Origin of the sequence: Streptomyces sp. NPDC007875 (assembly GCF_042868035.1) — a bacterium.
Lineage (GTDB): Bacteria > Actinomycetota > Actinomycetes > Streptomycetales > Streptomycetaceae > Streptomyces > Streptomyces antimycoticus.
Map to the genome: position 1 here is coordinate 15,153 of NZ_JBIADZ010000039.1, position 25,843 is coordinate 40,995.

General features: G+C 67.7%; 13 protein-coding genes. 6 read left to right on the forward strand and 7 right to left on the reverse strand.

Going from position 1 to position 25,843, the window contains the following annotated elements; all coding sequences use genetic code 11:
* Nucleotide 1: 1 nt before the first annotated feature.
* The gene (locus tag ACFYOY_RS43615) at nucleotides 2-2,194 is read right to left on the reverse strand and encodes a PQQ-binding-like beta-propeller repeat protein (RefSeq protein WP_388593375.1); all 2,193 of its coding nucleotides are present in this window, start codon (nucleotides 2,192-2,194) and stop codon (nucleotides 2-4) included.
* Nucleotides 2,195-2,203: 9 nt separating this feature from the next.
* On the reverse strand, nucleotides 2,204-4,672 hold the full coding sequence (locus tag ACFYOY_RS43620) for a PQQ-binding-like beta-propeller repeat protein (protein ID WP_388593377.1): 2,469 nt from the start codon (nucleotides 4,670-4,672) through the stop codon (nucleotides 2,204-2,206).
* A 319-nt stretch (nucleotides 4,673-4,991) separates the two neighbouring features.
* On the opposite strand from ACFYOY_RS43620, the gene ACFYOY_RS43625 reads away from it, so the two are divergent.
* On the forward strand, nucleotides 4,992-5,222 hold the full coding sequence (locus tag ACFYOY_RS43625) for a DUF397 domain-containing protein (RefSeq protein WP_020868058.1): 231 nt from the start codon (nucleotides 4,992-4,994) through the stop codon (nucleotides 5,220-5,222).
* Nucleotides 5,223-5,311: 89 nt separating this feature from the next.
* On the opposite strand, the gene ACFYOY_RS43630 is transcribed toward ACFYOY_RS43625, so the two are convergent.
* Nucleotides 5,312-6,793 (reverse strand): PQQ-binding-like beta-propeller repeat protein, encoded by a 1,482-nt coding sequence (locus tag ACFYOY_RS43630; RefSeq protein WP_351902993.1) that lies wholly within the window; start codon nucleotides 6,791-6,793, stop codon nucleotides 5,312-5,314.
* Nucleotides 6,794-7,472: 679 nt separating this feature from the next.
* Between ACFYOY_RS43630 and eccCa (ACFYOY_RS43635) the strand changes: the two genes are divergently transcribed.
* The 4 genes from eccCa (ACFYOY_RS43635) to ACFYOY_RS43650 all read left to right on the forward strand — a co-directional run bounded on the left by eccCa (ACFYOY_RS43635) (nucleotide 7,473) and on the right by ACFYOY_RS43650 (nucleotide 15,236).
* The gene (eccCa, locus tag ACFYOY_RS43635) at nucleotides 7,473-11,624 is read left to right on the forward strand and encodes a type VII secretion protein EccCa (protein WP_388593380.1); all 4,152 of its coding nucleotides are present in this window, start codon (nucleotides 7,473-7,475) and stop codon (nucleotides 11,622-11,624) included.
* 97 nt (nucleotides 11,625-11,721) lie between these two features.
* A complete protein-coding gene (locus tag ACFYOY_RS43640; RefSeq protein WP_388593383.1) occupies nucleotides 11,722-12,150 on the forward strand; it encodes a hypothetical protein in 429 nt (142 codons plus the stop codon).
* 59 nt (nucleotides 12,151-12,209) lie between these two features.
* Complete coding sequence (locus ACFYOY_RS43645) at nucleotides 12,210-14,522, forward strand: hypothetical protein (protein WP_388593386.1); 2,313 nt, start codon at nucleotides 12,210-12,212, stop codon at nucleotides 14,520-14,522.
* Nucleotides 14,523-14,534: 12 nt separating this feature from the next.
* The gene (locus ACFYOY_RS43650) at nucleotides 14,535-15,236 is read left to right on the forward strand and encodes a hypothetical protein (RefSeq protein WP_388593389.1); all 702 of its coding nucleotides are present in this window, start codon (nucleotides 14,535-14,537) and stop codon (nucleotides 15,234-15,236) included.
* Between the two features lie 85 nt (nucleotides 15,237-15,321).
* On the opposite strand, the gene ACFYOY_RS43655 is transcribed toward ACFYOY_RS43650, so the two are convergent.
* The 3 genes from ACFYOY_RS43655 to eccD all read right to left on the reverse strand — a co-directional run bounded on the left by ACFYOY_RS43655 (nucleotide 15,322) and on the right by eccD (nucleotide 20,423).
* The gene (locus ACFYOY_RS43655; RefSeq protein WP_388593392.1) at nucleotides 15,322-16,416 is read right to left on the reverse strand and encodes a S8 family serine peptidase; all 1,095 of its coding nucleotides are present in this window, start codon (nucleotides 16,414-16,416) and stop codon (nucleotides 15,322-15,324) included.
* A 1,718-nt stretch (nucleotides 16,417-18,134) separates the two neighbouring features.
* Nucleotides 18,135-18,632, reverse strand: a complete 498-nt coding sequence (locus ACFYOY_RS43660; protein ID WP_388593394.1) for a hypothetical protein — start codon at nucleotides 18,630-18,632, stop codon at nucleotides 18,135-18,137.
* 300 nt (nucleotides 18,633-18,932) lie between these two features.
* A complete protein-coding gene (gene eccD, locus ACFYOY_RS43665) occupies nucleotides 18,933-20,423 on the reverse strand; it encodes a type VII secretion integral membrane protein EccD (RefSeq protein WP_388593397.1) in 1,491 nt (496 codons plus the stop codon).
* 219 nt (nucleotides 20,424-20,642) lie between these two features.
* On the opposite strand from eccD, the gene eccCa (ACFYOY_RS43670) reads away from it, so the two are divergent.
* Entirely contained in the window at nucleotides 20,643-24,608 is a 3,966-nt protein-coding gene (eccCa, locus tag ACFYOY_RS43670) for a type VII secretion protein EccCa (RefSeq protein ID WP_351902966.1), read from the forward strand.
* A 493-nt stretch (nucleotides 24,609-25,101) separates the two neighbouring features.
* Here eccCa (ACFYOY_RS43670) and ACFYOY_RS43675 read toward each other — a convergent pair whose 3' ends face one another.
* On the reverse strand, nucleotides 25,102-25,839 hold the full coding sequence (locus ACFYOY_RS43675) for a hypothetical protein (protein ID WP_351902963.1): 738 nt from the start codon (nucleotides 25,837-25,839) through the stop codon (nucleotides 25,102-25,104).
* Nucleotides 25,840-25,843 lie beyond the last annotated feature (4 nt).

A 25,843-nucleotide genomic window follows, 5' to 3' on the forward strand; every position in this document is an offset into this window, starting at 1 on the left:
ATCAGTCCACCGGCAGTGCGTAGAAGGCTTGGTCATTCCTGATGAGGGCTACACCGGGCGCGCTGAGGACGGACCCGCCGAGGGCCCCGGCCGACGCTCCCTCGGCCGCGGGGGCGAAGCGCCAGCGCAGTGAACCATCCGCCGCGTCCAGCGCCTCCACCTCCGAGGCATTGATCTGGAACACGGTCCGGCCGGAGTGGCTCAGCGCTGTTTCGCTCTCCGACATGGGGGAGGCCGCGTCGACGGCCGCCCGGCGGCGCCAGAGAAGCTTGCCGTGGGCCACGTCGATGGCGTAGGTGACGGCGTTGCCGTCGGTCGCGTAGAGCGTCCGGCCGTGCAGCGCACCATCGGTGTACACGAGTTCGTTGAAACTGAAGTGCCATCGCTTTCTGCCGCTGGATATCTCATGGGCGGAAACGACGTCCGAGGCGAAGGTGACAAGGAGATCCCCGGAGACGATCTCCGTCGGATCATCCGCGACGGTAAGGACGCCTTTGTAGGTCCGCGTCCACAGCTTGGCCCCGTCGCGCCGGCCAAGAGCCAGATAGGTCCATGGGCTGTCGGGGGCCGACTCGCTGCGGTTCGACAGCAGGAGGGATTCCTCGCGGAGCACCGCGGAGTGCTCCTCGGAGCCGCCGAAACCGCCGGGGACCGTGGTGCGCCACCGCTCCCTGCGGGTCTTGAGGTCATAGGCGACGACGGTGGCGGTCTCCTCCTGGTCCTGGGCCAGGAACCAGAGGGTCTTCCCGTCGGCCGCCAGCGGATAGCGGAACCGCGGGCGCTTCTCGCCGTCGTAGGCCCGTTCCACCCACTTGACCTGCCCGGTGCGCGCCGACAGGGCGATGAACTCCTTGAGTCCCGGCTTCAGCACAAGGTCACCGCCGAGCGAGCTGAGGTCGCCGACACCCCACACGTTGTCACGGGTCCACATCTTCTGTCCGTCGCGGACCCTCACCGCCGTCACCTCGCCCGCACCCGGTACGAGCAGGTGGCTGTTTCCCCAGAGCAGTGGCGTGCCGTCGATCTCGGTCTCGATGCGGCGGCGCCACAGCGCAGCGGGGGCGACCCCGCGCAGGGCGAGGGGCTCGGGCGGAGCGGGCGAATCGCCGGTCACAGCCCGCCACAGGGCCGTTCCGCCGATCCCCAGGGCCAGTCCGGCGGCGCCGGTGAGGGCGGTGATGGCCACGGAGCGCCGGGACGGCGCCCGGCCCGCGGAAGGAGAGTGGCCGACGGGTTGCGGGAGGTCCGGCGGCGGGGTGTCGGCGGGGTGGTGCGCGGCCTGCTCGGCGAGGGCCGCCTCGACGGCCTGGGGCACGCGGCCCGGTGAGACGGACGCCGCGGACGAGTAAAACTCCCGGGCGAGGGAGGCGGGTTGGGGGCGGTGTGCCGGGTCCCAGGAGAGACAGGCGGCGATGGGCTCGCGCAGCCCCGGCGGCAGGGCCGCGGGCCCGGCGTCCTTACGGCCGGTCGCGGCATATGCCAGCACGGCGCCCAGTGCGTAGACGTCACCGTAAGGGCGCGGCGGCTCACCAGCCTGCTGCTCGGGCGGCAGCCCGGCGGGGCTGTCGTGGGCCACTGCGGCGCGGCCGGTGTACGAGGTGGCGGGACGGCCGCCATGGGATGTGGCGGGGCGATTGCCGGTGGCGGCCCGGAGGAGCCCGTACCCGGTCAGCCGGGGGCCGTCCGGCGTCAGGAGCACCGCCTGTGGCGATATCCCGGCGTGGACGAGGCCGTTGGCGTGCGCGGCCGCGAGGGTTTCGGCGAGAGCCGCACCCAGCGCGCGCACGGTGTCCTCGGGGAGCGGCCCGCCGTGCGCGGCCAGGGCCGCGGGCAGCGTCAGGGCGGGGAAGCAGCCGTGGGCGACCCAGGGAAGCTCCACATCGGGTGGAGCGACGTCCACGACCTGTGCCACCCAGCGGCCCTGCAGCCGACGGGAGTTCTCGGCCTCGGCCCGGAACCGCACCCGGTATCCGCGGTCGTCGGCCGACGCCGGATACGGCAGGGTCAGGACGACGGTACGGCCCGTTCGCACGTCCCGGGCGAGGCAGCGGCGGGCGTCATCGGCGTGCCCGGGCACATCCAGGGGGGCGAGGACGCGATACGGGCCGATCCGCTGCCCCCCGTCGTGGTCGGTGCGCTGTGGAGGCTCGTGATCGGTCCGTCCGGTCCGGCGGCCCAGAATCGGCGGTTCCATGCGTCCTTCCTAATCGAGCGGCAGCGCGTAGACGCTTCCGCTCCCGGCGACGACGACCCTGTCATCCGTCAACGCGACCTTCCGGCGGGGCGATTGAGCGCGCGGGCTCGGATCCGCACCGGCATCGGTGAAGCGCCACAGCAAGGAGCCGTCCTCGGCGTCGAACGCGTCCACCTCGGCGTCACCGGCCACCAGCACCCTGCGCCCTGCCGGGCTGACCAGCGTGTCGGGCGTGCGCGGCGCCGCAAGCACCTTCATCACGAAGCCATAGGCCCGCTGCCACTGGATCTCGCCGGACGCCGCCTCGATCGCGTGGAGGGCGAAACCACCGTCGGCGACATAGGCGGTCTTCCCATGGACGAGCGGAAGCCCGAAATCGGCGGGCCGACCCTCGGGTCCCTTCCCCTTGGAACTGACGGACCACAGGGCGGCCTTGTCCCGGGCCGCGTCGAAGCCCCGCAAAGTGGTTCCGAGGGCCGCGATGAGCGTGCGACGGGCGTCGGTGGTGACAAGCCCCTTCGCGGTCATGCCCGGATAAACCCGCTGCCACAGCTCCTTCCCGTGGTCCCGACTGAGCGCGACGGCCCTCTTGGCAGCCGTTCCGTCCTGGTCACCACCTGCCATCAGCACCAGCGCGTCCTTCAGCAGATGTCCCTCGTTCAAACCCGCCGCCACGGGACCGCGCCACAACTCCGCGCGCTCACGGACGTCATAGGCGACCACGACGCGGTCACCGTTCGCGCCTCCGCCCTCGTCCCTTACCGTCGCCGTGAACCAGACCGTGCTCCCGGCCACCGCGAGCAGCCCCGTGAACGAACTCCGCGCACCCTGCCGGAAGTCACTCGAGCGCCAGCGGACCCGACCGGTCCGCGGCTCCAGCGCCACCAGCCCGTCCCCCGGGACGACCAGCGCGTCCCCATCGGCCACCCAGGGCTGCCCCGCCGGGCGCAGTCCGTCCCGCGTCCACAGCCGCTTACCCGTACGGAGATCGATCCCCACGACCGCCCGCTTCCCCGTGAGGACGGCGACCGCGTCACGCCAGACGAGCGGGGCGTATCTCGAAGCCACCCCTTTGACGTCGTAGCGCCACAAGGGAGTGGGCGGCGCGCCCGGCAGCCGACGGTGAGGGCGGTCGGCGGCGAGGCGCTGGGCCGGAGTGAGCGGTGCGGGCGCATCCGGGGCCGTCGCCAGCCACGTGGCGCCACCGCCGACGGCGAGCCCGGCCGTACCACCGGCGACACCCAGCAGGAGCCGGCGCCGGGAAGGGCTGAGGGACGGGGCGAAGGTCTTCCCGGACGAGGCGGTCCTGGCCGGCGTCCCGGTCTCATGCACCGGCCCGGGCCCGGTCACAACCGAAGGCGCGGCGCCGCGCTCCGGCCATGCCCGGTCCATGGCGGTACCCGGCCCCACTGGCACGTCCGCCGTCGCCGGGGACGGCGCCTCCACCGACTCGATCTCCGCCGCCAGCACCGCCGAGGACAGCTCGGACAGCGCGGCGATCACCCGCCCCGGCAGCCATCCCGGCCCCAGCGCCCCCACGGCCCGGCTGAGGCCACCGGAGCCGTCCAGTGCGGTCGATCCCGGGCCCGCTCCCCACGCCGCGCCACCGTTCGAACCCGCGGATCCCGCGTCGACAACCGTGGGCGGGGCACCAGCGGGCGCCCTCACCGTGCTTGAGGGAAGGGGGACGCTTACGCCGCGCATCAGCTCGTCCAGCAGGGCTCGCGCCGTTGGCCGGTCGGCCGGATCCTGAGCCAGACACCGGACCAGAGCGCCCCGCGACTCCTCCGGCAGATCCTCGACGTCCGGCCGCCGTCGCCCGGTCGCCGCGTACGCCAGCACCGCGCCCAGGGCGAAGATGTCACCCAGCGGCCGCGGCCGCCCGCCCGCGGCCTGTTCCGGGGGCACCGCGTCGTCCTCCAGCCCCGGGAGCCCCACCCGCGCCTCACCGTCCGGAGCGGCGGCCCGCACCGCGCCGTAGCCCACCAGTCGCGGGCCGTCTCCCGCCAGGAAGACCGTGCCCGGTGCGACGCCCGCGTGGGCAAAGCCCGCGGCGTGCACCTCAGCGAGCGTCTCGGCCAGCGCCGCTCCCAACGCCCTTACGGTGCGCACAGGAAGCGGGCCTCCGTTTGCCTCCAGCACCGCGGGCAGCGACAGCATCGGCAGAAACGGCGTGGCGCTCCACGGCTGCCCCGTACCCCCGCCTGAGACCTCGACAACGGGAGCCAGCCACAGCGGAGGCCGCCCGCCGCCCAGAAGCCTCGCGTTCTCCGCCTCCGCCCGGAAGCGCTCCCGGTACGCGACGTCGTCCACGAGCTCTTGCGACGGTGCGGTGACGACGACCGTACGGTCCCCCGCCACACTGCGTGCGATGAAGTGGCTCTCCATAGCGGGACCTTCACCCGCGTCCGGCCCCAGCCGCGCGATGACGTGATACGGGCCGAGCCGCCGCGGATCGTCCTGACTCAGCGGCTCCACAGACGCCCCCTGTGACCGCGGGGACGATCCAGGCGGCCGGGACGGCGTACCGCCTCGGCCATGGCTCCGCTTCTCTGCGTGCTGTAGTCCGCACTCATGCGGAAGGCCCCCCGCCTTCGATCCATCCCGTCGCCCCGCCCGCGTTACGCCCCTGGCGACACCCTACCGGGGCCCTTGTCACCATGTTCGATTGCCGCGTCACGCGCTGTGGACAACACTGTGGGACGTGGCGGGAGTCCGGGCGCAGTGGCCCGCCCTCGCCTTCCGTCCAAAGGCCGTGCGGGATGTTATCCGCGGTATCCGAAGGGGTTCTCCACCAGTGGCCGACGCCAAAGAGAAGGAAGAGCTGTACGCCCTCGACATTTCCGGTGTCGAGTGGCTCAGCGCACCTGGCAGCACCTCCGAAGACCGGGTGGAGATCGCCTATCTGCCGAAGGGGGCAGTGGCCATGCGGAATTCCGCTGACCCCGAGACCGTGCTCCGCTACACGGAGGCCGAGTGGCGTGCCTTTGTGCTGGGCGCACGGGACGGTGAATTCGACTTGAGCTGAGGAGCATGAGGGGCCGACGAGCGTGAACGAGAGGGTGGCCGCCGATCTCGGTGGCCCCCTCTCCGGCAGTGGTCGGCGCTCGGCTCACCTCAGGAGCCGAAGGCCATGATGAGCTTCTCGCTGGTGCCCTCAGTCCCCGTTATGCGATTCGAGGCGATGTAGAAAATGCCGTTCCGGTAGTCATGAGTGGCGGAGTAGAAGCCGTTCTCCGCCTCGCGGGTGGCCTGGGGCAACCTCAGCACGGTTTTCGGCTTGCCGCCGTCCGGGCCAATACTGACGACCAGACCGGCCTTGTCGTATGAGGGCTCCTCATAGGCGATCAGATTCTTGCCGTCCATGCTCAACGGAAGCAGCATCCGACCGGCCACCTTGGCCGCCCACTTCCTCTTCCCGCTGTCCAGGTCGAAGGCGTGGATCTCACTCGTCGAGCCCCCGGCGCTGTCCTGGGTCATCTCGGTCGGCAGATAGAAAGTGTCCCTGGAGGCGGCGACGCCCTGACAACTGCCCAAATTGGTGCCGAAGAGGTCCGTTCCGCACAGCGGCTGGTAGGACTGCTTCCCCACGGCCAGGGCCGACCGCTCCTTACCGCTGTCCGATACGGCCAGGATGCCGCCGGCCTTGCGGTCCTGGTCGCTCAGAGCGATCACAACAGGGCTGGTGGAGAAGATCTTGTCGACCTTATAGCCCTTACGGACGACATAGGTCCATGTGATCACGCCATTCGACGCCACCTTTTGCAGCTTGGCGGTGCCATTGGTACAGGAGTAGGCGCGCAGCAGCGCTTTCCCTCCCGCGTAACCGTCGACGGAACAACCCGGGCTCGGCTTTTCGAGGGAGACCTCCTTGCCGTCGCGGACTTTGATGACGGCCGAACCGCCGAACCAGGACAAGCCGACCAGGTCGCCGCTCTGCGCCATGCCCATGCTGGTGTAGCCGCCGCCGAAGGAGCCCGCCCCGGGAGCGTCGCGGTCCCAGACCTTGACCCCCTTGTCCAGGTCGATCAGGGCGAGTTGGCTGCACGAGTCCTTTCCATGCCCCTCATAGGCGACCACGACCTTGCCGGCGGTCGTGGAGTTGGGCGCGGCGCAGACGGCCTTGGGCAGGGAGAGCGTCCACTTCTTCGTGCCGTCGTCCTTGTACGCGACGATCTTGTCTTCGACCGCCTTGACCACATATCCCTTCATCACCCAGAAGCCGGGCACATCGAGGCCCTTCTTGGAGACCTCGGGCGCGCGCGTTTGGTAGAGGACCTTCGCCTCGCCGGCCCGGCGCACGTCGTTGGGGTCGCTCTCGCTCTCGCCACCGTCACGACCGCCGGTGCTCTCACCGTTTCCGGTCGGCTCGGGGGTGCGGTCCTGCCGGTCCTGACCAGCGGGGGTGGTCGTCGAGGTGGCGGTGGGCTTCTTGTCGTCGTCACCACCGCTCACCGCCGCGTAGACCCCGGCTCCCGCCGCGAGCAGCACCGCCACGGCCACGCCGATGACGACGGCCTTGCGTCTCGTGTTCCGGCCGCTGCCTCCGCCGCCGGAGGGATGCGTGCCGTAGGGCTGACCGGGCGGTGGGGTGTACATACCGCCGTACCCGGGCCCTCCCTGCGCAGCGGTGTACGGGTTCTGTGCGTACGGGTTGGCGGGGTCGGCCCGGGGAGGGGCCGGGACCCCGGGCACTGCGGGAGGGCCCGACGGCAACGCGCCCGTATCCCATATCTGGGGCGGAGTACGACCGGCCGGGGGACCCACCGGAGGCGCCGGCGGGACGGCCGGCGGCGCGGGCGGACGAGGCGGGACCGGACGCCGCGAGGATGTGCCGTAGCCGTCCCTGGACGGCTCGCCGCCCTGACGAGGATCCTGTGGCGCGCCGAAACCGCCGGAGGGTGGCTGGTCGGGGGGCTGGGGCGGCTGCGACATCAGCGCTTACCTCTTCGGCGAGTCCACTGGAAGATCCCGCTCTGCGATGACATTTCCGGAGCGGGAAATCTTTGTACCACCGGACGTTCAGTTCTCGGCCCCCAGTTTCACGGATGGACGGCGCGGGAGCCACCCTGCACGGCGCGCGATGATCTCCTCCCTCTCAAAGCCGTGGAGATTTCCTGTTCATACGCACGACACGCCGGGGTGCCACCGCATGGTGACACCCCGTGTCGATAGGCTCACCGGGTTCGGGGGAATCGTGTCGCCGGAGTGCCGGTGCGACGCCATCACGGATCTCGCTCCTTGCACGGGAGACCACAGAAGGGGGATTGACCACCCGGTGAGCCAGATTCTCGTCAAGCGTCCGACCCGGGCGCTGCCGCCGACCGTGCCCACGGACGAAGTCGAGCTCAGCTCTCCCCCCGAACTGCCGCGCGGCGAGCAGCAAGGACTGCTGACGCAGTTGGTGCCCCTGCTCGGCATGGGCGGATCGATGGTCTACTTCTTCAACTCGGGCGCGGGTCCGTTCATGCGCGTCATGGGCTGGCTGATGCTGGCATCCGCCCTCGCGACCGTCGCCGCCCAGATCGTGCGTTTCCGGCGCGGGACGGAGGGCCGGGCGGCGGGCGTACGCCGCGACTACCTGAGGTACCTCGCGCAGATGCGCCGCGGTGTCCGCCGTACGGCCCGCGCACAACTCGAGGTGCTGCTCTATCTGCACCCCGCGCCCGACCAGCTCTGGGCGGTGGTCGCGGAGGGCAGCCGGGTGTGGGAACGCAGGGTCGGCGACGAGGACTTCGGGCAGGCCCGTATCGGTGTCGGTCCCCAGCAGCTGTCGACCCCTCTGGTGGCCCCGACCACGGCGCTGATCGAGGACCTGGAGCCGCTCACAGCGGGCGCGATGCAGCGGTTCCTGATGCTGTACGGCGCGGTGGACGGGCTACCGGTCGCGGTGTCGTTGCGCCGCTTCTACCACTTCACCGTATCCGGGGACCCGGCCACGGCCCAGGGCACCGCACGCGCGCTGGTGTGCCAGCTGGCCACCCTTCACTCTCCGGAGGACCTGGCTGTGGCGGTCCTGGCCGACGGGCGGGAATCGGTCGCACGCTGGGAATGGACCAAGTGGCTGCCACACTCCCAGATCCCCGGCACGCTGGACGGGGCGGGCACCCGGCGGCTGTTCTGCCGGGACGCGCTCGAGTTGGAGGCGCTTGTCGCGGCGTACGGTCCGGACGGCCAGGGCAGCCCGCTCTCCGAGCGCCCCCGATTCGCACCGGACGGATCGCCCGTCCTGGACGCGCCTCACCTCCTCATCGTGCTGGACGGCGGCACCGTCCCGCCGGACTCCCTGCTGGCGAGTGCGGATGGCATCCAGGGCGTCACCGTCGCCGAAGTGGTGTCGGGGGAACTGGACGAGCCGCGCGGCAGCCTGTCGCTCGACGTACGCCCCGGAAAGCTGTTCCTGGAGTCCGCTGCGGGACTGGTCTACGAAGGCGAGCCGGACGTGCTCCCCCTGGAGGCGGCGGAGGCCCTGGCCCGCCAGCTCGCGCCACTGCGCGTCGGCGCCGGGGGCAAGGACGAGCCGCTCCTGGACGAGCTCGACTTCACCGATCTGCTGGACCTCGGCGACGCGTCCTCCGTGGACGTGGCCCGGACCTGGCGGCCCCGGACGACGAGCGAACGCCTGCGGGTCCCCATCGGGGTCGGCGAGGACGGTGAACCGGTGATGCTGGACCTGAAGGAGGCGGCTCAGGGCGGTATGGGCCCACACGGTCTGTGCGTGGGCGCGACCGGCTCCGGAAAGTCCGAGCTGCTGCGCACACTGGTCCTGGCGCTCGCCGTCACCCACTCCTCCGCACACCTCAACTTCGTCCTGGCGGACTTCAAGGGCGGTGCGACTTTCACCGGCATGGCCGACCTGCCGCATGTCTCGGCGGTCATCACCAACCTGGCGGACGACCTGACGCTCGTGGACCGTATGGAGGCCTCGATCCGGGGCGAATTGCAGCGCCGCCAGGAGCTGCTGCGTGCCTCGGGCAACTACGCCAATGTCCACGACTACGAACGGGCGCGGGTCGCGGGGGCGCCGCTGGAGCCTGTCCCATCGCTCGTCCTGATCATCGATGAGTTCAGTGAACTGCTCAGTGCCAAACCGGACTTCATCGAGATGTTCATTCAGATCGGCCGCATCGGCCGGTCGCTCGGCGTCCATCTGCTGCTGGCCACCCAGCGGCTGGAGGAGGGGCGGCTGCGCGGTCTGGACACCTACCTGTCGTACCGACTCGGCCTGCGTACCTTCTCCGCCACGGAGTCCCGGGCCGTGCTGGGCGTGCCGGACGCCCACCATTTACCCTCGCTGCCCGGTTCCGGCTATCTGAAGTTCGGTACGGACGAGATGGTGCGCTTCAAGGCCGCCTACGTCTCGGGCCCGTACCGCACCGCCGAGGCGCTGGCGGACGACGGGGCGGGCGGCTCTCGGCGAATGGACCGCCGGCCGACGCTGTTCACGGCGGTCCCGGTGCCGGTCTCCTATGCCGCGCCCGCACCCGCCGCCACTACGGCTCACCCGAGCGACGCGGTGCCGGACACGGTCCTGGACGTCATCGTCCGGCGTCTCGAGGACCAGGGACCGGCCGCGCACGAGGTGTGGCCCCCGCCCCTGGACACCTCCCCCGCACTCGACGAACTGCTGCCCTCCCTGGCCGTCTCGCCGGCGCGTGGTCTGCATTCACCGGACTATCCGGGGGCGGGCGGGCTGGTGGTCCCGGTCGGACTGGTCGACAAGCCCTTCGAACAGCGGCGCGAGATCCTCTACCGCGACTTCTCGAACGCCGCGGGCCATCTGCTGGTGGTGGGCGGGCCGCAGTCCGGTAAATCCACCCTGCTGCGTACGCTCATCGCGTCCTTCGCTCTGACCCACACCCCGCACGAGGTGCAGTTCTACTGCCTGGACTTCGGCGGCGGAGGTCTCAGCGGGATATCGGAGCTGCCGCATGTCGGCGGAGTGGCGTCACGTCTCGATCCGGACCGGGTGCGCCGCACGGTCGCCGAGGCCGTCGAAGTGCTGAGCCGCCGCGAGGAGTTCTTCCGCACGCACGGCGTCGACTCCATCGCCGGCTACCGCAAGCGGCGGGCAGCTGGTGAGCTCCCTGACGAGGTCTGGGGGGATGTCTTCTTGGTCATTGACGGCTGGGGCACCTTCAAGCAGGAGTACGAGCAGTTCGAGGGCGCCGTCATGGACCTCGCGACGCGGGGACTGGGCTACGGCGTCCATGTGGTCCTGTCGGCCACCCGTTACATGGAGGTGCGGGCCGCGCTGAAGGACCAGTTCATGAACCGTCTGGAGCTGCGTCTCGGCGATCCGCTGGACTCGGACTTCGACCGTAAGGTGGCGGCCAACGTCCCGGTCGGCGCACCGGGCCGCGGCCAGATCCCCGAACGGCTGCACTTCCTGGCCGCGCAACCGCGGATCGGAGCCGCGCTTCGGCCGGAGGCGGACGAGCGGACGGCTGGCCCGTCACGGACAGAGCCGACCACGACCGGTACGGCCGCGTCGTCGGCGTCGGCGTCGGCGTCGGCGTCGGCGTCGGCGTCGGCGTCGGCGTCGGCGTCGGTACCGACAGGACCGACACCGACAGGACCGACATCGGCCGGATCCGCTGAATCGACAGCGGCCCTGGTTCGCGCCGTCAACACCCACTGGACCGGCCCCCGGGCCCCCGAGGTCCGCGTCCTCCCGCGCGAACTCCCCTCCGACCGCCTCCCCAAGAGCTTCGAGACCCCGCACCTCGGGCTGCCGATCGGCATCGACGAGGACCGCATGGAGCCGGTCTTCATCGACTTCGACTCCGATCCGTTCTTCGTCGTCTTCGGCGAGAGCGAATCGGGCAAGACCTCTCTGCTGCGCCTGCTTGCCCAGCAGATCAGCCAGCGTTACACCCCCGACGAGGCGCGGATCATCGTCGGCGACTACCGCCGTACGCTCCTGGAGGCCATACCGGACTCCCACCTCCTGGAGTACGCCCCCGCCGCCCCGGCGCTCGAACTGCACATGGACGCCCTGAGCACCCTCATGGAACACCGAGCTCCCGGCCCGGAGGTCACCCCGCGGCAACTACGCGAGCGCAGTTGGTGGAGCGGTCCGCAGTTCTTCGTCATCATCGACGACTACGAACTGGTCGCCACGAGCGCCGGCAACCCTCTCGACTTCCTGACGAGCCGGCTGCCCTACGCCCGCGACGTCGGTGTCCGCCTGATCATCGCTCGCAACACGGCAGGCGCCTCACGCTCCTCGTACGAGCCCTTCATGCAACGCATCAAGCAACTCGGCGCCCAGGGCGTCATCCTCTCGGGCGACCCAGCCGAAGGAGACCTCCTCGGCAACACCCGCCCCCGCCGCCTCCCCCAGGGGCGCGGCACCCTGATCACCCGGAAGGGTGGCACCCGGCTGGTTCAGCTCGGCTGGCTGCCAGATGAGTTAGGCAGCGAATAACCCGTCGCAGTCGCGCGCCCCGCTCCACGACGCGATATGTTTAACAACTATTGACCTGTCTATAAAACAAAGTTGATGCGGCGTCAGGAGGGATCTCGTGTCGTTCGACGAGCAATGGGCAAGTTTCCGCACGCAAGCGGCAGAGCGCCAGGCGACCCGCATGCAGATCAACGCATTTCATGACGGCGGCGCCGCGGCGCCGAAGGAGAAGCTCAAGGTCACGCCGAAGGTTCTCCGTGAAATGGCCGACAAGGCCGACGACACGCGCCGGAACTTCGCGGAAGCTGACAACCAGGCCATGAAGGAGACCGGCCAGGTCAAAGGCAGCCTCAAAGGGTTCGACTGCGCCGTTGCTTTCGACACGTTCGAGGAGCGGTGGCGGGATCAGATGCGCTACGTACATGGGCTACTCGAACACGGCGTCGCGGGCGCCCTGCGGAACGCCGCCGCGGAATTCCAGATCGGCAACAAGGACACCGTCGATAAGTTCAGGGACGCCGATGGGAACAAACGCGTGGCCAGGTAGTAGGAACCCGAGGCGACACATCCCATCCACCAGAATAGCCATGGAATGCGATAAGGACGATGGTCTCCTACCACGATCTCCTCAAGGTGAACCTGCAACCGCTCTCCGACGCCGTCGACAAGTGGCGCAACCTTCCAGACCACTTCACACAGGTCAGCACAAACTTCACCAAGCAGGTCACGTCCCCCATCACCAACTCGGACTGGGAGGGCAAGGCAGCTGAGGCGGCCGCCGACAAGATCAAGGCAGTCGCGAAGCAGATGGAGCAGGCTGCCCTTGAGGCCAAGGACATGCACGGCCTTCTCAGCGACGCCCACACCAAGTTCAAGGATGCCAAGAAGAAGCTCAAGGGCTACAAGGACGATATCGAAGCGGACAAGAATCTGGCCATCGACGAGCAGGGCCGTGTGTCGTACAAGCCAACGAACCTTGACGACATTTCAGAGCAGGCCGAAACCCTGCAAGCCAAGCGATACTCCGAAACAGTATCCAGCTACAACGACCGAATCCTGCAAGTACTCTCGGACGCCACCGCGGCTGACGAGATCCTGCATTGGGCCCTCGCTCAAGACTTCAACGGCCGAGGCAAAGGGTTCACAGGCGACGGCTTTAACAGCATCAAGGGTGCCGAAAAAGGACGCGATCAGGCTCACAAAGACCTAAAAACGGTCACCGAACTGGCAAAGCTGAAGAGCGAACTCTCCACGGTCGACCTCCAGAAGGTCAACTCGATCCTCTCGAAACACGAGGGAGACCCGCTCTTCTCGGAGAAGTTCGCCGTCCAACTCGGCGCGAAGGGCACACTGCAGTTCTGGGAACACGCCGCCGACACGACCCAGACGGGCGGCGAGCGGACGAAGACACTCGAAAAGCTGCAGAAGTCCCTGGGGTTCACCCTGGCCACAGCTTCCCACTCTGACAGCAAGGCCATCGAGCAATGGAAGCGGGACGTCATCAATCTCGGCCCCCAACGGTTGGACGACACCCATTCCGGCGGCCCGATTGCTAAGGGCCCTTACGGCTTCCAGGCCATGAGCAGCCTGCTGCGGTACGGGGAGTATGACAAGGATTTCCTGTACGACTACGGCAAGGGCTACAAGGATCCGAACAGCCACGACAAGGACGGCCGCACCGGTGGCTTGATCGAGTTCGACCGCAAGCACAAGGACGACCTCAAGGGTCTGTGGAGCCCCAACGGATATACGCCGTACCTCAGTTTCGGCAAGGGAAGCGACCAGGGTATGGACCCCATGGCGGGGTACATGGAGGCGCTGGGGCGCAATCCGGAGGCGGCCCAATCGCTGTTCCACCGGGAGGGCTATGAAGAAGACCCATTGGCTACGGCGGACCCCGACCTGAAGTATCTCCTACAGGACCGGAACTGGCCCAATGGGAATCCTCTCGCTGCCAGTGATCGCGGCTACGGCTACGACGAGTTGGGCCACGCTCTGGAAGCAGCCACCTTAGGCCACCCGTATGACCAGCCTGAGTTGGGTCTGCACAGGACCTCGGCAAGCGCCAATGTGATGGCCCAGGCAGTCGTCATGGTCGCCGAAAATTCAGGGCTGGCCGAAGACAAACCAGGGCTCAGCGACAGCCTGGCCAGAATGGGTGCGGGCTATATCGACAACCTGGACTGGGCAACCGCGAACTACGGTGACAAGAATTCCGGTAGCGGGATTCGGGACGCCGCCTTCGGCGCAATCGGTGAAGGCGATATCCTCGTTACACATCAGCGAGCCAACGATTTCCTTTCAGCAGTTGGCCGAGACGATGACAGCTATAAGATCCTCTCAGTCGCGCAACAAGAGTTCACAATCAGCGCCGTTAAGGCCCATCCTCAGGCAGATGATTCTCTTATCGCCATCTTTGGAACCGGCGCCGAGACTCAGGGAATCCTCGATGAAGCGCGAGCCGACGCCATCACGTCAAACGCCGAAGACACCAAGGCCGAGCAGGCCAGAAAACTATCTGAAGCGGCCGAATGGAAGAAGTACGGCGTAAGCCAGGGAATCGGCAGCGCCACAAGTCTCATCACCATGCCCCTTGAGACCGCGAGGTACGCACCATTCGTCACACCATTCATCGATGGCGCGGCCGGAGCGATGGAAACGCACACGGGCATCCAAATCGATAGAGAAACGGAGCGCCGCCAAGAAGAAATTGACACCAAGATCGACAGAGATGCGAGCGACCTCAAGAAGGAGTTCATCGAGAAGAGTCAACGCCGATCAGCAGTCGCATTCGATTCATATGTCACAGTCCATCCAGAAATTGATAACTCGTCATGGTACGCCAGAGCCGACGAAGCCCTAAAGAACGGTTACGACCGCGGCGTGGGCAACAGCAGGCTCACCGATAGCGGAAAATAACAGGAGCCGAAGGTGACTATGCGCATCCCCCCTCTGGGTGAAGTGCCCTCCGGGGCCGTTACATCGCTCGCTTGTCTACTTGTTTTTACGGTCACTGCTTGCGGTGGGAGTGATAGCGATTCAAAACGAGAGGACGAAGAACAATCCAAGAACCCCTATCTCACTCAGCTCAGCGAGAAGACCTGTCTGGGCATATTCGACGAGGAAACCGTAACTGAAGCAAAGCGGCATCACGGCTTGAAGAAGGTGGTTGTACCCCGAGACGGCGAGGACTTGGCCGTTAAAATCAGCTTGGGGATGAACAAAGAGATGACCAGCTTCAAGCCAGAAGCAGGTTCGCCGTGCGGCATCCTGGATGATTCAGGCAGAAAAAGATTGTTCAGGATTACGGTGAACTGGGGACCCAAATCCTTCCCGACGGCGGACAGGAAGAGCGGCAAGTCTACGTCCTACAGCGTACGCAACACCGGCGACGGAAAGCTCACCGAACTGTTGGTGGACTGCCAACGTCCCGACCTGGCCGAGAAGTCCAAGGGCAAGAAGATGCTCGCATTCCAGGTCACGCTCTTCGATAACGTGGGCCTCTCCGATCGTGCCGACATCAGTATCCTGACTAAATCCGCACAGAGGTTCACCGACCTGGAAGATCGCCTGTCATGCAAGAACAAGGTCGCCTACCCGGCTCCGGAAAAGGTCACTCTCGATACTCACTAAGATCACACATGGAATGCGTCGACCCCGCTTTCGGGGCTGTTCCCGGTTTCGAATGCCACCCCACAGACCCCAGTCGGCGCCGCAGCTATACCCGCCTGCGATTGCGGGCGAGTGCATAGCCCCCACCGCCGAGGACCAGAGCCACGACCACACCGACTCCAACGTAGACGAGCGCGTTGCCACTACCGCCATCGTGACCCGTTGCGGAGGCGGCAGGGGCCTTGTCCTTGGCGTGTGCAGCGCCCGAGTGGGCGTCGGTCTTCGATGAGGGGAACGGAGATGTGGAGGAACTCCGCCCTGGGTGGTAGTTCGGGAACAGCGGATTGACGTCCGCTGCCCCCGGGTCTCCCTTGCCGTCGAGCAGAACCTGGCCGGGACGGATGATGCCGTAGCCGATGTACTCGCTGGGAACCTTGCCCTTGGGCTTGCTCGCCGTTTGCATCATCACGCGCAGAACCTGGTTCGCGGTCCATGTGGGGTGAGCGGACCAGATCAGGGCGGCTGACGCCGAGGCGATGGCGGTGGCATAACTGGTACCCGACTGCTCGCACCAACCTCCCCCATCCTTGCAGTGCCCAGGAATACCTTCACCTGGGGCTGCGAGGGCCACTTGCGGGCCATGAGTCGAAAAAGTGGAAACAGTGCCGCCCTGATCGACAGAAGCAACCCCGATAGCCCCGGGGAGACTAGATGGATAGCCCGCAAAGTTATCGGACTCAGCATCGTTTCCGACCCCGGCAAATATCAGGGCATCGCTCTTGTTGATCTCATCCAGGCCGTCCTGGAGCTTCTTTTTGTCTTCTTCATTCAAGGGGCTGAGGATGGTCTCCGAAAGATTTATTACGCGAGCCCCATGCTTTATCGCATACCGCATTGCCTTGAGGTAAGTTGACGCTAGATCGCCGAATCCAGGTCCAGAACCAGTCTTGACGGAAAGCACCTTCACGCCAGGCGCTACACCTTGAATACCGCCGGAACGTCCTGTTCCCGCAATAACGGCGGCCATGTCTGTGCCATGCCCATTGGTATCGACAGTGGCCCCTTTTGACTTATATGAAAAGTCCTTCCCCTCCAGGACTTGCCCACGCAATTCAGGGAGCGAGCTGTCGACCCCGGTGTCCAGCACGGCAACGATGACGCCTTTGCCTGTGCTGGTCCGCCACATCTCGTCGGCAGCCATTGCATCGAGGTACCACTGACGCGAACGTATATCCTGAGCGATCGCAGGGGATGTGAAACTTCCCATGCACGTGATCAGAGCCGCGAGCAGCGTCAAGCCACGCACTGAGCGCCTCGTGTTTCCACTGGACAAGACTGACATCCCTGCGAAATCTCCTGAGACTTCAAGTGCCGACTATTCAATGACGGGAGGCAATGCGTCCTGGCGCCCTAGCTCCCAGGCTCCCTGATCAACGACCGCATGTCCTTGCCGACTCTCAGGCCAGGGACCGCGACGGCCGGTGCCAGAGGCTCCAGGGGCGGCAGGCTCTTGTCCTTCGGCCTGACCTGACCGAACGAGCCCGGTACCCCCACGGGTGAATGCGGCCCCTCTCCCAGAGGACGAACGAGGATCGGCGATCGACCCCCCGGGCTCGGAGGCGACCCTGCGTCCTCTGCCCGACTCCCTGGAAGGATCGCTTGCCGCGCTATTTGAACCGCCAGAAGGCGCCGCCCCTGACACGGGCCCCCGTGTGTGAGATCCGTTCTCCTCGCCGATGGCGACTCCACGCTGACGCGTGCCGGCGACACCGGGGTTCGGCGTGCGTGGCCCGCTCACCGGCCCTCCGGGCTCCGAGGCCAACCGACGCCCTGAAGCCACACCTTCGGTCCCTGGCACACCGGTTGCCCGTGCCATGGGGTTGCCGCCTCCTCCCCCGGGGCCGCGGGACATCTGACCGCTCTCCTCCCCGACCACCATGGCACGCGGAAGGCGGGGGGAAGGGCCGAGGCGCCGCTGCTGCCCTCCCACAACATCGTTCTCGACCGGCCCCCGCGGCGTGAGCGGGCGACGCGGAGGCGGGCCTCCGGGTTCTGTCACACGCTCGGTCACGGGGAGGCGAGAGAGGCTCTTCCCTGCGACGGGTGTGGGTCGAGGGGGCGCTGTGGACGGCCCAATCGGGGGTGATGGCATCACAACAGGGCCTGGCTGCCTGGCCTGGTCCGCAGGCGGCAACGAGGTACGAGGTGGCGTCTTGACCTCTGGATCAGGGAGGGTGGCGGTCGAATCGATGTGCGTGCTCGTCGCCTCGCGGTGGCTTGGCTCCGTCTCCCCATGCAGTGGCACCGCTGGCACGCCCGCTTGCTCCTGCGGCACCTGGTCTACGCCTACCCCTGCGCCAGATGTCGGCTCTGCCACCGAGCCGGAGTCGTATCTCTCTTCACGATTTCCAACATCAACGCCCATAGGAGGAAGCATTTTGAACTGCGGCTCCTGCTCCGCCGCCATCGTCTCCTGCGCCGCCCGGTAGGCCGAGGAGAGGCGCTCCATCTGGTGTCTGGCCTCTTCCGTCTCGCGCCGCTCCGCGTCCTGTGCCGCCGGGTCCTCGTGGGCTGCCCTGGGACCCGGGCCCCTGGACTCGGGCATGGCCGACTTGGTCTCGGAGAGGGCCTGGCCGGCCTGGGCCACATGTTGGCCGACCGTGGAGGTGAACTGCCCGAAGCGCATGACTTCCAGGGCGAAGTCGTGGGCCCATTCACGGAAGGCAGACCCACCTTCGCCGGTCCAGTCCACGCGCGACACATGACGGCGCAAGTCCGAACCGATGTCGAGGATCTTCGGACCCGCGTCGCCCAGAGCGGTACCGGCGGCGGTCAGTTTGTCGGGATCCGCGTTGGCCAGCATGGCTCGCAGGCTCTCCACCGACAGACCGTCGAACTCCCCGTTCCCCACGTCTCCCCCTATTTGAAGTTCGAATCGGCGGTGCCGGACTCGCCCGTGCCGGCCTTCCGCGCCCGGCCCTCGTCGCGCCCGGCCCCCCGGTTGTCCGCGTTCTGGCCGTAGTACTTGGCCGTACGGTCCTGGATGGCACGGAGCCGGTCGGCCTGCTCGGCGTCGATGCTCTCGTAGCCGCGGTCCGAGATCTGGACGGCCATACCCAAAGCTTCGAGCTGGTCTCCCAGCGTCCTGGAGAATTTCTCCAAGCGGTCGTGCAGCTTCTCGTAGGCGCCCGCGAGGTCCGCGGCGGCCGAGAACTCCGCGCCGAACGCGGCGTGCGCGACGCTCTGATCGCTGATCTTGCTCCTGGCCGCCGGAGACTCCTCGAGATCCATGAGGATCTTGTCGATCCTGCTCTTGAAACTCGCCAGCGTCTCGGCCTCCACCTTGAGGTCCGACCCGCCCCCGCCTGCCCTGCCCGCACCGGCGTCATTCGCCGGAACCCGGCTCCCCTCACTCATCGGATCCCCCCTACGGCGTACACGATGACGGTCGGCACCAGCTTAGTGGCGCAGGGTGTACGCCCCAACTTCATTGCCGGGAAGACGACCTTGGCGATTCCAGGGCATAACTCAGGCATAGGGCGTATCGGAGAGCCACTCCACACGTCGCCCGAATCCAGGCGACTCAAGGCAGGCGGCTCAAAGTACTTCCCACGAGTGAAGGCCGAAACGAATACGCCCCGGTCACGGGGTACGTGACCGGGGCGCCCTTGGCCGTGGCATGTGGCCGTCCGCCGCTGCCTCACCGCTCGGCGAGCGTCACTTGCTGACCAGACCGCGCGCCGTCGCGTAGACGTCCAGGACTGCGAGCACGAGCGGCGTGATCGACAGCAGCATCGCGCCCTCGACCAGGTCACCGAAGCGGCCCCAGAAAGGAGTGACGCTCTTCTTCGGGACGATCAGAGCGATCGCGATGAGGATCAGCGCGCCGAAGGCGACGGAGGCGGCGAGCCAGACGGTACGGATGTTCAGCGGGCCGCTGTCGCCGCTGAGCAGGTCGATGACGGCGCTCGTCGGCGGGTTGAGGGCGAGCCCCAGGATGAGGAGAGCGAGGGAGATGACGCCGGACGCCAGGACACAGGCGACCTGCCAGGTGTACCGGAACAGACGAGCGCGCAGCAGCATCGCCAGTCCGGCCGCCAGGGCGAGCAGTTGGGCCCAGGTGCCGTCGGAGAAGCCGAGCACCGCCGACGAACCCACGACGACCGCCGCACAGCCGCCGACCAGGCCGAGGAGCAGTTCGTGGCCGCGCTTGACCTGGGCCGCGATCCGCTCGCCGTCGACCGGCCGGGCGGCGGCCGCGGACGAGGGATTGTCCAGGTCGATGCCGCCGGAAGCGCCGTAGTCGTTGCGGGAGGCGTCACGGGGCGCGATGTATCCGATGGGCAGACGGGCGGCGCGCGCGGAGAGGCCGGGGAGGAACGCGATGGCGGCGATGGCGACCGCCGCGCAGACGGCCGCGGTGCCCGCCGCGCTGGTGTCCGTCATGATCTGGCAGAAGGTGGCCAGCGTGCCGAAGGCCGAGAGGACGACGGCGGCGACGAACGGAGCGTCGCCGGACGGCATGGTGGCGACCAGGGCGACCGACACGATCAGGACGGCGACACAGCCGAGCAGGAACTGCAGCCGTCCGATGCCCTCGCCCGCCTCCAGCGCCAGGACCCCGGATCCACCGATCATCACGTGCGGCAGCGCCGCGAGGCCGAGGGCGATGGCGGAGGCCCGGTCGTCGTAGACCCGGGCCCGTACGCCGGCGAAGACCGCGAGCAGCAGACCGACGCCACCGGCGATGACACCGGGCAGGCCGTGCATGTCGTGCTTGACCGGGTCGGCGAACCACAGGACGAAGCCCATGAAGATCAAGAGCAGCGCGCCGCCGAAGAGTCCGCAGGCCCGCAGGTAGCGGGCGTTCCACAGGGCGTGGTCACCGGCCACCGTCGAGGCGATCGCGTCGGAGACGTCGTCGCGTACGACGGGCGGCAGGGACTGCGCGAAGGGGCGCATGGACAGCACGTCCCCGTCCAGCACGCGCTGCGCCGCGAGGGAGCGGGAGCCGTCCAGGACGGTGCCGTCACGACGCACGAAGTGGTAGCCGACCGGCGTCCCCGTGGGCTGGGTCTGGCCGGTCAGCCTGAGCATCTCCGGATACAGGTCCGCAAGGGCTATGTCGTCGGGGAGGGCGACGTCGATGCGGCTGTCGGGTGCGACGACCGTCACTCGGCAGAAACCGGTCGATGTGGTCGAACTCACCTGCGGGGCCCTCTCATTAGCGTCTCGCCGCGTCTTCCGTCCGGACGCGTTCATGTCTGGCAGTGTGCGAGAGGTCACCCTACCGGGCGCCAATTGTCTTCCCGACACGTAGGATCGGTTCGTTGCCGGGTGGGTGCCGCAATGACGCGCGGCAAGCGTGCGTGCGGGTCCTCAGCAGGTCCTCAATTGTTCAGTCCGCATCGGGGGATAGACAGGCCGATGAGCCAGATCATCGTGAAACGTCCACCTCGGGAGACTCCTCCCGAGATGCCCGCGGATGAACTCCGACTCGAATCCCCTCCCGAGTTGCCACGCGGCGATCGGGAAGGCATGGCGATGCAATTGCTGCCCATGCTCGGCATGGGCTCGTCGGTGGTCTTCTTCTTCATGCCGAATTCGGCACCGTTCATGAAGATCATGGGCGTGATGATGTTGCTGTCGACCGTATCGATGGTCATCGCACAGGCGATCCGGTATCGCAAAGGCGCGCAGGGGGAGGCGGTGGAGGGCCGCCGCGACTATCTCAAGTACCTCGCGAAGACCCGGCGGAGGGTGCAGCGTACGGCGCGCACGCAGCGCGATGCGCAGTTCTTCCTCCACCCCTCCCCCGAGCAGCTGTGGTCGCTGGTGGCGGAGGGCAGCCGGCTGTGGGAGCGGCGGATCACCGACGACGACTTCGTGCAGGTGCGGATCGGGCTCGGCCCGCAGGAGCTGTGGACCCCACTGGTGGCACCGGACACCGCCCCGGTGGAGGAGTTGGAGCCGCTGTCGGCGGGCGCCATGCAGCAGTTCCTGGCGGTCCACCGGTCGCTGGACGGCATGCCGATGGCCGTCAGTCTGAGGGCCTTCTACCACATGACGGTCTCCGGCGAGCCGGAGACGACCCTGGAGACGAGCCGGGCGCTGGTGGCGAGCCTGGCCGCGCTGCACTCGCCCGAGGACCTGGTGATCGCGGTGGTGGCCGCGGCGGGTGCCACGGAGGAGTGGGACTGGGTCAAGTGGCTGCCGCACACCCAGGTGCCGGGGTCGGTGGACGGAGCCGGAACGAAGCGGCTGTTCAGTGACAATCTGGCCGAGGTCGAGGACCTGCTGAAGAGCCGTCTGGAGGGCCGTTCGCGGTTCAACCGGGACGGTCAGCCGCTGTTGGACGCGCCGCATGTGGTGGTGATCCTGGACGGCGGTCTGGTGCCGCCCGACTCGCTTCTGGCCGCCCAGGAGGGGTTGCAGGGTGTGACGGTGCTGGAGGTCATCCGTGGCGGCCTGGACGAGCTGCGCGGCGGCCTGTCGCTGATCGTGCGGCCGGGTCTGCTGCGGGTGGAGTCGGCCTCGGCCGTGTACGAGGGCGTTCCGGACACCCTGTCGCTGGCCGGCGCCGAGGCGCTGGCGCGGCAGCTCGCCCCGCTGCGGGTCTCGGCGGGCGGCGGGGATGACGAACCGCTGTTGACCAACCTGGAGTTCACCGATCTGCTCAACCTCGGCGACGCGGCGTCCATCGACCCGGTGGTCACCTGGCGGCCCCGCTCGACGGCGGAACGGCTGCGCGTTCCGATCGGGGTCGGGGAGAGCGGCGCCCCGGTCATGCTCGACCTGAAGGAGGCGGCCCAGGAGGGCATGGGTCCGCACGGCCTGTGCGTGGGCGCGACCGGCTCAGGTAAGTCAGAGCTGTTGCGGACACTGGTGCTGGGCCTGGCGGTCACGCACTCGTCCGAGACGCTCAACTTCGTCCTCGCGGACTTCAAGGGCGGCGCGACCTTCTCGGGCATGGCGGAGCTGCCGCATGTCGCCGCGGTGATCACCAACCTCGCGGACGATCTGACGCTGGTCGACCGCATGCGTGACTCGATCACCGGTGAGCTCCAGCGCCGTCAGGAGCTGCTGCGCTCCGCGGGCAACTACGCCAACATCCACGACTACGAGAAGGCACGCGCCGCGGGCACCCCGCTGGAGCCGCTGGCCTCCCTGGTCCTGGTCATCGACGAGTTCAGCGAGCTGCTGACGGCCAAGCCCGACTTCATCGAGATGTTCATCCAGATCGGCCGCATCGGCCGGTCACTCGGGGTGCATCTGCTGCTGGCCTCTCAGCGCCTCGAAGAGGGCCGGCTACGGGGCCTGGACACCTACCTGTCGTACCGCATCGGTCTGCGGACCTTCTCCGCCGCCGAGTCCCGTACGGCGCTCGGCGTACCGGATGCCTATCATCTGCCGTCGGTGCCCGGATCGGGGTATCTGAAGTTCGGCACGGAGGAGATGGTCCGCTTCAAGGCGGCGTACGTGTCCGGGCCCTACCGTTCGTCCACCTCAACCGTGGTGGGCAGCGGTCCCATCCCGACCGACCGCCGTCCGGTGCTGTTCAGTGCCGCCCCGGTGCCAGTCCGCTTCGCCGAGCCCGACCCTGCTTTCACCTACACGGCGGACCGCGACCGGGTGGACGACGCGCTCGCGGACACGGTGCTGGACGTCGTCGTGCACAACCTGGAGGGACGGGGTCCGGCGGCACACCAGGTGTGGCTGCCGCCGCTCACCGAGGCGTCGTCCCTGGACCAGCTGATGCCCCAGCTCGCCGTCTCGCCGGAGCGCGGTCTGCATGCCGGCGGCTATGCCCGCAGCGGTGGTCTGTGCGTACCGATCGGCATGGTGGACAAGCCGTTCGAACAGCGGCGGGAGATCTTCTACCGGGACTTCTCCGGCGCACAGGGCCATATGCTGATCGTCGGCGGTCCGCGGTCCGGTAAGTCGACCGCCGTGCGCACCCTGCTGGGATCCTTCGCGCTCACCCATACCCCGCACGAGGTCCAGTTCTACGGCCTGGACTTCGGCGGTGGCGGCATGATCGCGGTCGAGGGGCTGCCGCACATCGGCGGAGTGGCGTCACGTCTGGACCCGGAGAAGATCCGCCGCACGATCGCCGAGGTGACCGGCGTGCTGAACCGGCGCGAGGAGTTCTTCCGGGACAACAGCATCGACTCCATCGGCACCTACCGTCAGCTTCGTGCCTCCGGGCAGCTGCCGGGCGAGCCATGGGGCGACATCTTCTTGGTTATCGACGGCTGGCAGTCCTTCAAGACCGACTACGAGATGCTCGAGCCGATCGTCGCGGACATCGCCACGCGCGGGCTGGGACTCGGGGTGCACCTCATCGTCACGGTCACGCGCTATATGGAAATGCGAGCGGCGCTCAAGGACCAGTTCCTCGCCCGGCTGGAGCTGCGGCTCGGTGACCCGATGGACTCCGAACTCGACCGTAAGGTCGCCGCGAATGTGCCCATGGGCACCCCCGGCCGCGGCCTCACCCCGGAGAAGCTGCACTTCCTGGGCGGTCTGCCGCGTATCGACGGTACGTCGGGCAACCCCGACGACCTGGCCGAAGCGACCGCCGCGTTCGTCAAGGCGTCGGTGGACAACTGGCCCGGTCCGCACGCACCGCAGGTGAGAATGTTGCCGCGGACACTGTCGGTGCGGGAGATCCCGTCCGGTCATGAGCAGCCGGAGCGGGGCATCGCGATCGGCATCGACGAGATGAACCTCGAGCCGGTCTTCATCGATTTCGACACCGACCCCTTCTTCGCCATCTACGGCGAGTCGGAGTCCGGGAAGACAGCTCTGCTGCGTCTGCTCATCAAGCAGATCACCGAGCGCTACGCCCCCGAGGAGGGGCTGTTCGTGGTGGGCGACTACCGGCGCAGTCTGCTGGAGGTCGTGCCACAGCCTCATCTGGTCGGCTACGGCACGACGCAGAACGCCTTCGAGAAGTACATCGCCGACATGAACACCCTCATCAGCCAGCGCATCCCGGGGACGGATGTCACCCCGCAGCAGCTGCGCAACCGGAGTTGGTGGTCGGGGCCGCGGGCCTTCATCGTGGTGGACGACTACGACCTGGTCGCCACCTCGTCCGGCAACCCGATGTCCGAGCTGGTGGACAACCTGCCGTACGCGCGGGACGCCGGCGTCAACATCATCGTGGCGCGGACGACGGCCGGCGCGGGGCGCTCGTCGTACGAGCCGTTCATGCAGCGGTTCAAGGAGCTGGGCGCGCAGGGCGTCGTGCTGTCGGGTTCGCCGGGGGAAGGCGAGCTGCTGGGCCAGGTCAAGGCGCGTCCGTTGCCACCGGGGCGGGGCGTCTTCGTCTCACGGCGCGGCGGAGCGTCGCTGGTCCAGACGGCGTGGGTGCCGTCAGTGGACTGAGGCTGGATGGCGGGCTACGGCCAGGCCTGGAGCAGCGCAGGGCCCGTACGGACCGGCGACCCCGGCCGTACGGGCCCTGCTGCTCAGCGAGTGCTGCTCGAGCCGCTCACAGCTCCCTGACGAGCCGAGCGGCCACCTTGAGCGGGAGCGAAGGGTACTGGCGCCTGACCTCACGGAGAGCTTGCGCCGGACCCTTCGTCTCCCGGATTCGCAGCAGGGACGCGCGGTCCACGGACCCACGAAGGTCCTCGAACGAAGCGAAGTTCCCGGCGTACCAGGACTGCTCCTTATGCCGCCTCGCCAGGAACTCAGCGGTTCCCGGGCAGAGGATCGCAAGCGCGCAGAGGACGGCGATCAGCGGGGGCGGGGGGAGGCCGACGGCCCAGTCGGTAACCGCTGGGAGCATCAGCCAGGCGAATGACGCCACCCCGACGGCCCATAGGGCGACGCGAGGTCCGTACACAGGCTCACCTCATATCGTCACATCAGGCACTCAGGCCGTGCCCACCGGCCAATGGCCCTTCGGAAACGCGCTGTTGTCGTTGGCATTGCTCTTCAGGTCGGCCATGGCCTTGGCCTGGTCACCCAGCACGCCCAGCAGAGTAGTCACGGCGCCCGCTATGACGAGCCAACCGGCCACCCCTTCACCCAAGGCGGCGATCGCGGCCGGAACGGCACCGACGACGGTCGCCCCCGCGGCGATCGCGGCGGCCATGGCGGGAATGAACTGGATCAAGAAAGCAGCGATCGCTCCGTAGAATGCCACTCCCGCGATGGCGGCGGTGAGCAGGATATCCGCGATCGAATTCGCGTTGGTCGCGACCTGGGCGGCCGCGCCCGACTGAGGGAAGACGGCGTTGGTGTACGCGTCAGCGCCCTCGCCCTTCCACTCCTTGGGGGCCTGGAGGTTGAACTTCTGGGTGCTGGACGAGGCCGTGGTCGCGTCGCCGTGGATGCCCTTCGCCTTCCAGCTGTTTGCGTCGATGAACAAGATCACCGGGGCAACGACACCCTCGAGCAAATGGCCGATCTTTTTGAGGATCCCGTTCACGAACTCGATGAGCTTATTCGCCGCGGCGACTACCGCTTTTGCCACGGGGCCCGGAACGTACCAATGGTCCACTGCCCCGTTGATCTTGTTGCCAAAGGTAACGAGATCCTTCGCAAGCTTCTCCAGCTTGTCATTGATCTTCTCGATGAGTGTTTCGAACTGCGTCTGGCTGAATGCCATCGCC

Coding starts and splice junctions, on each gene's coding strand:
- ACFYOY_RS43615 (WP_388593375.1), bottom strand. CDS start 2,194: ATGGAACCGCCGATTCTGGGCCGCCGGACCGGACGGACCGATCACGAG.
- ACFYOY_RS43630 (WP_351902993.1), bottom strand. CDS start 6,793: ATGTACACCCCACCGCCCGGTCAGCCCTACGGCACGCATCCCTCCGGC.
- ACFYOY_RS43645 (WP_388593386.1), top strand. CDS start 12,210: ATGGTCTCCTACCACGATCTCCTCAAGGTGAACCTGCAACCGCTCTCC.
- ACFYOY_RS43655 (WP_388593392.1), bottom strand. CDS start 16,416: ATGGCTGCCGACGAGATGTGGCGGACCAGCACAGGCAAAGGCGTCATC.
- ACFYOY_RS43660 (WP_388593394.1), bottom strand. CDS start 18,632: ATGAGTGAGGGGAGCCGGGTTCCGGCGAATGACGCCGGTGCGGGCAGG.
- eccCa (WP_351902966.1), top strand. CDS start 20,643: ATGAGCCAGATCATCGTGAAACGTCCACCTCGGGAGACTCCTCCCGAG.
- ACFYOY_RS43675 (WP_351902963.1), bottom strand. CDS start 25,839: ATGGCATTCAGCCAGACGCAGTTCGAAACACTCATCGAGAAGATCAAT.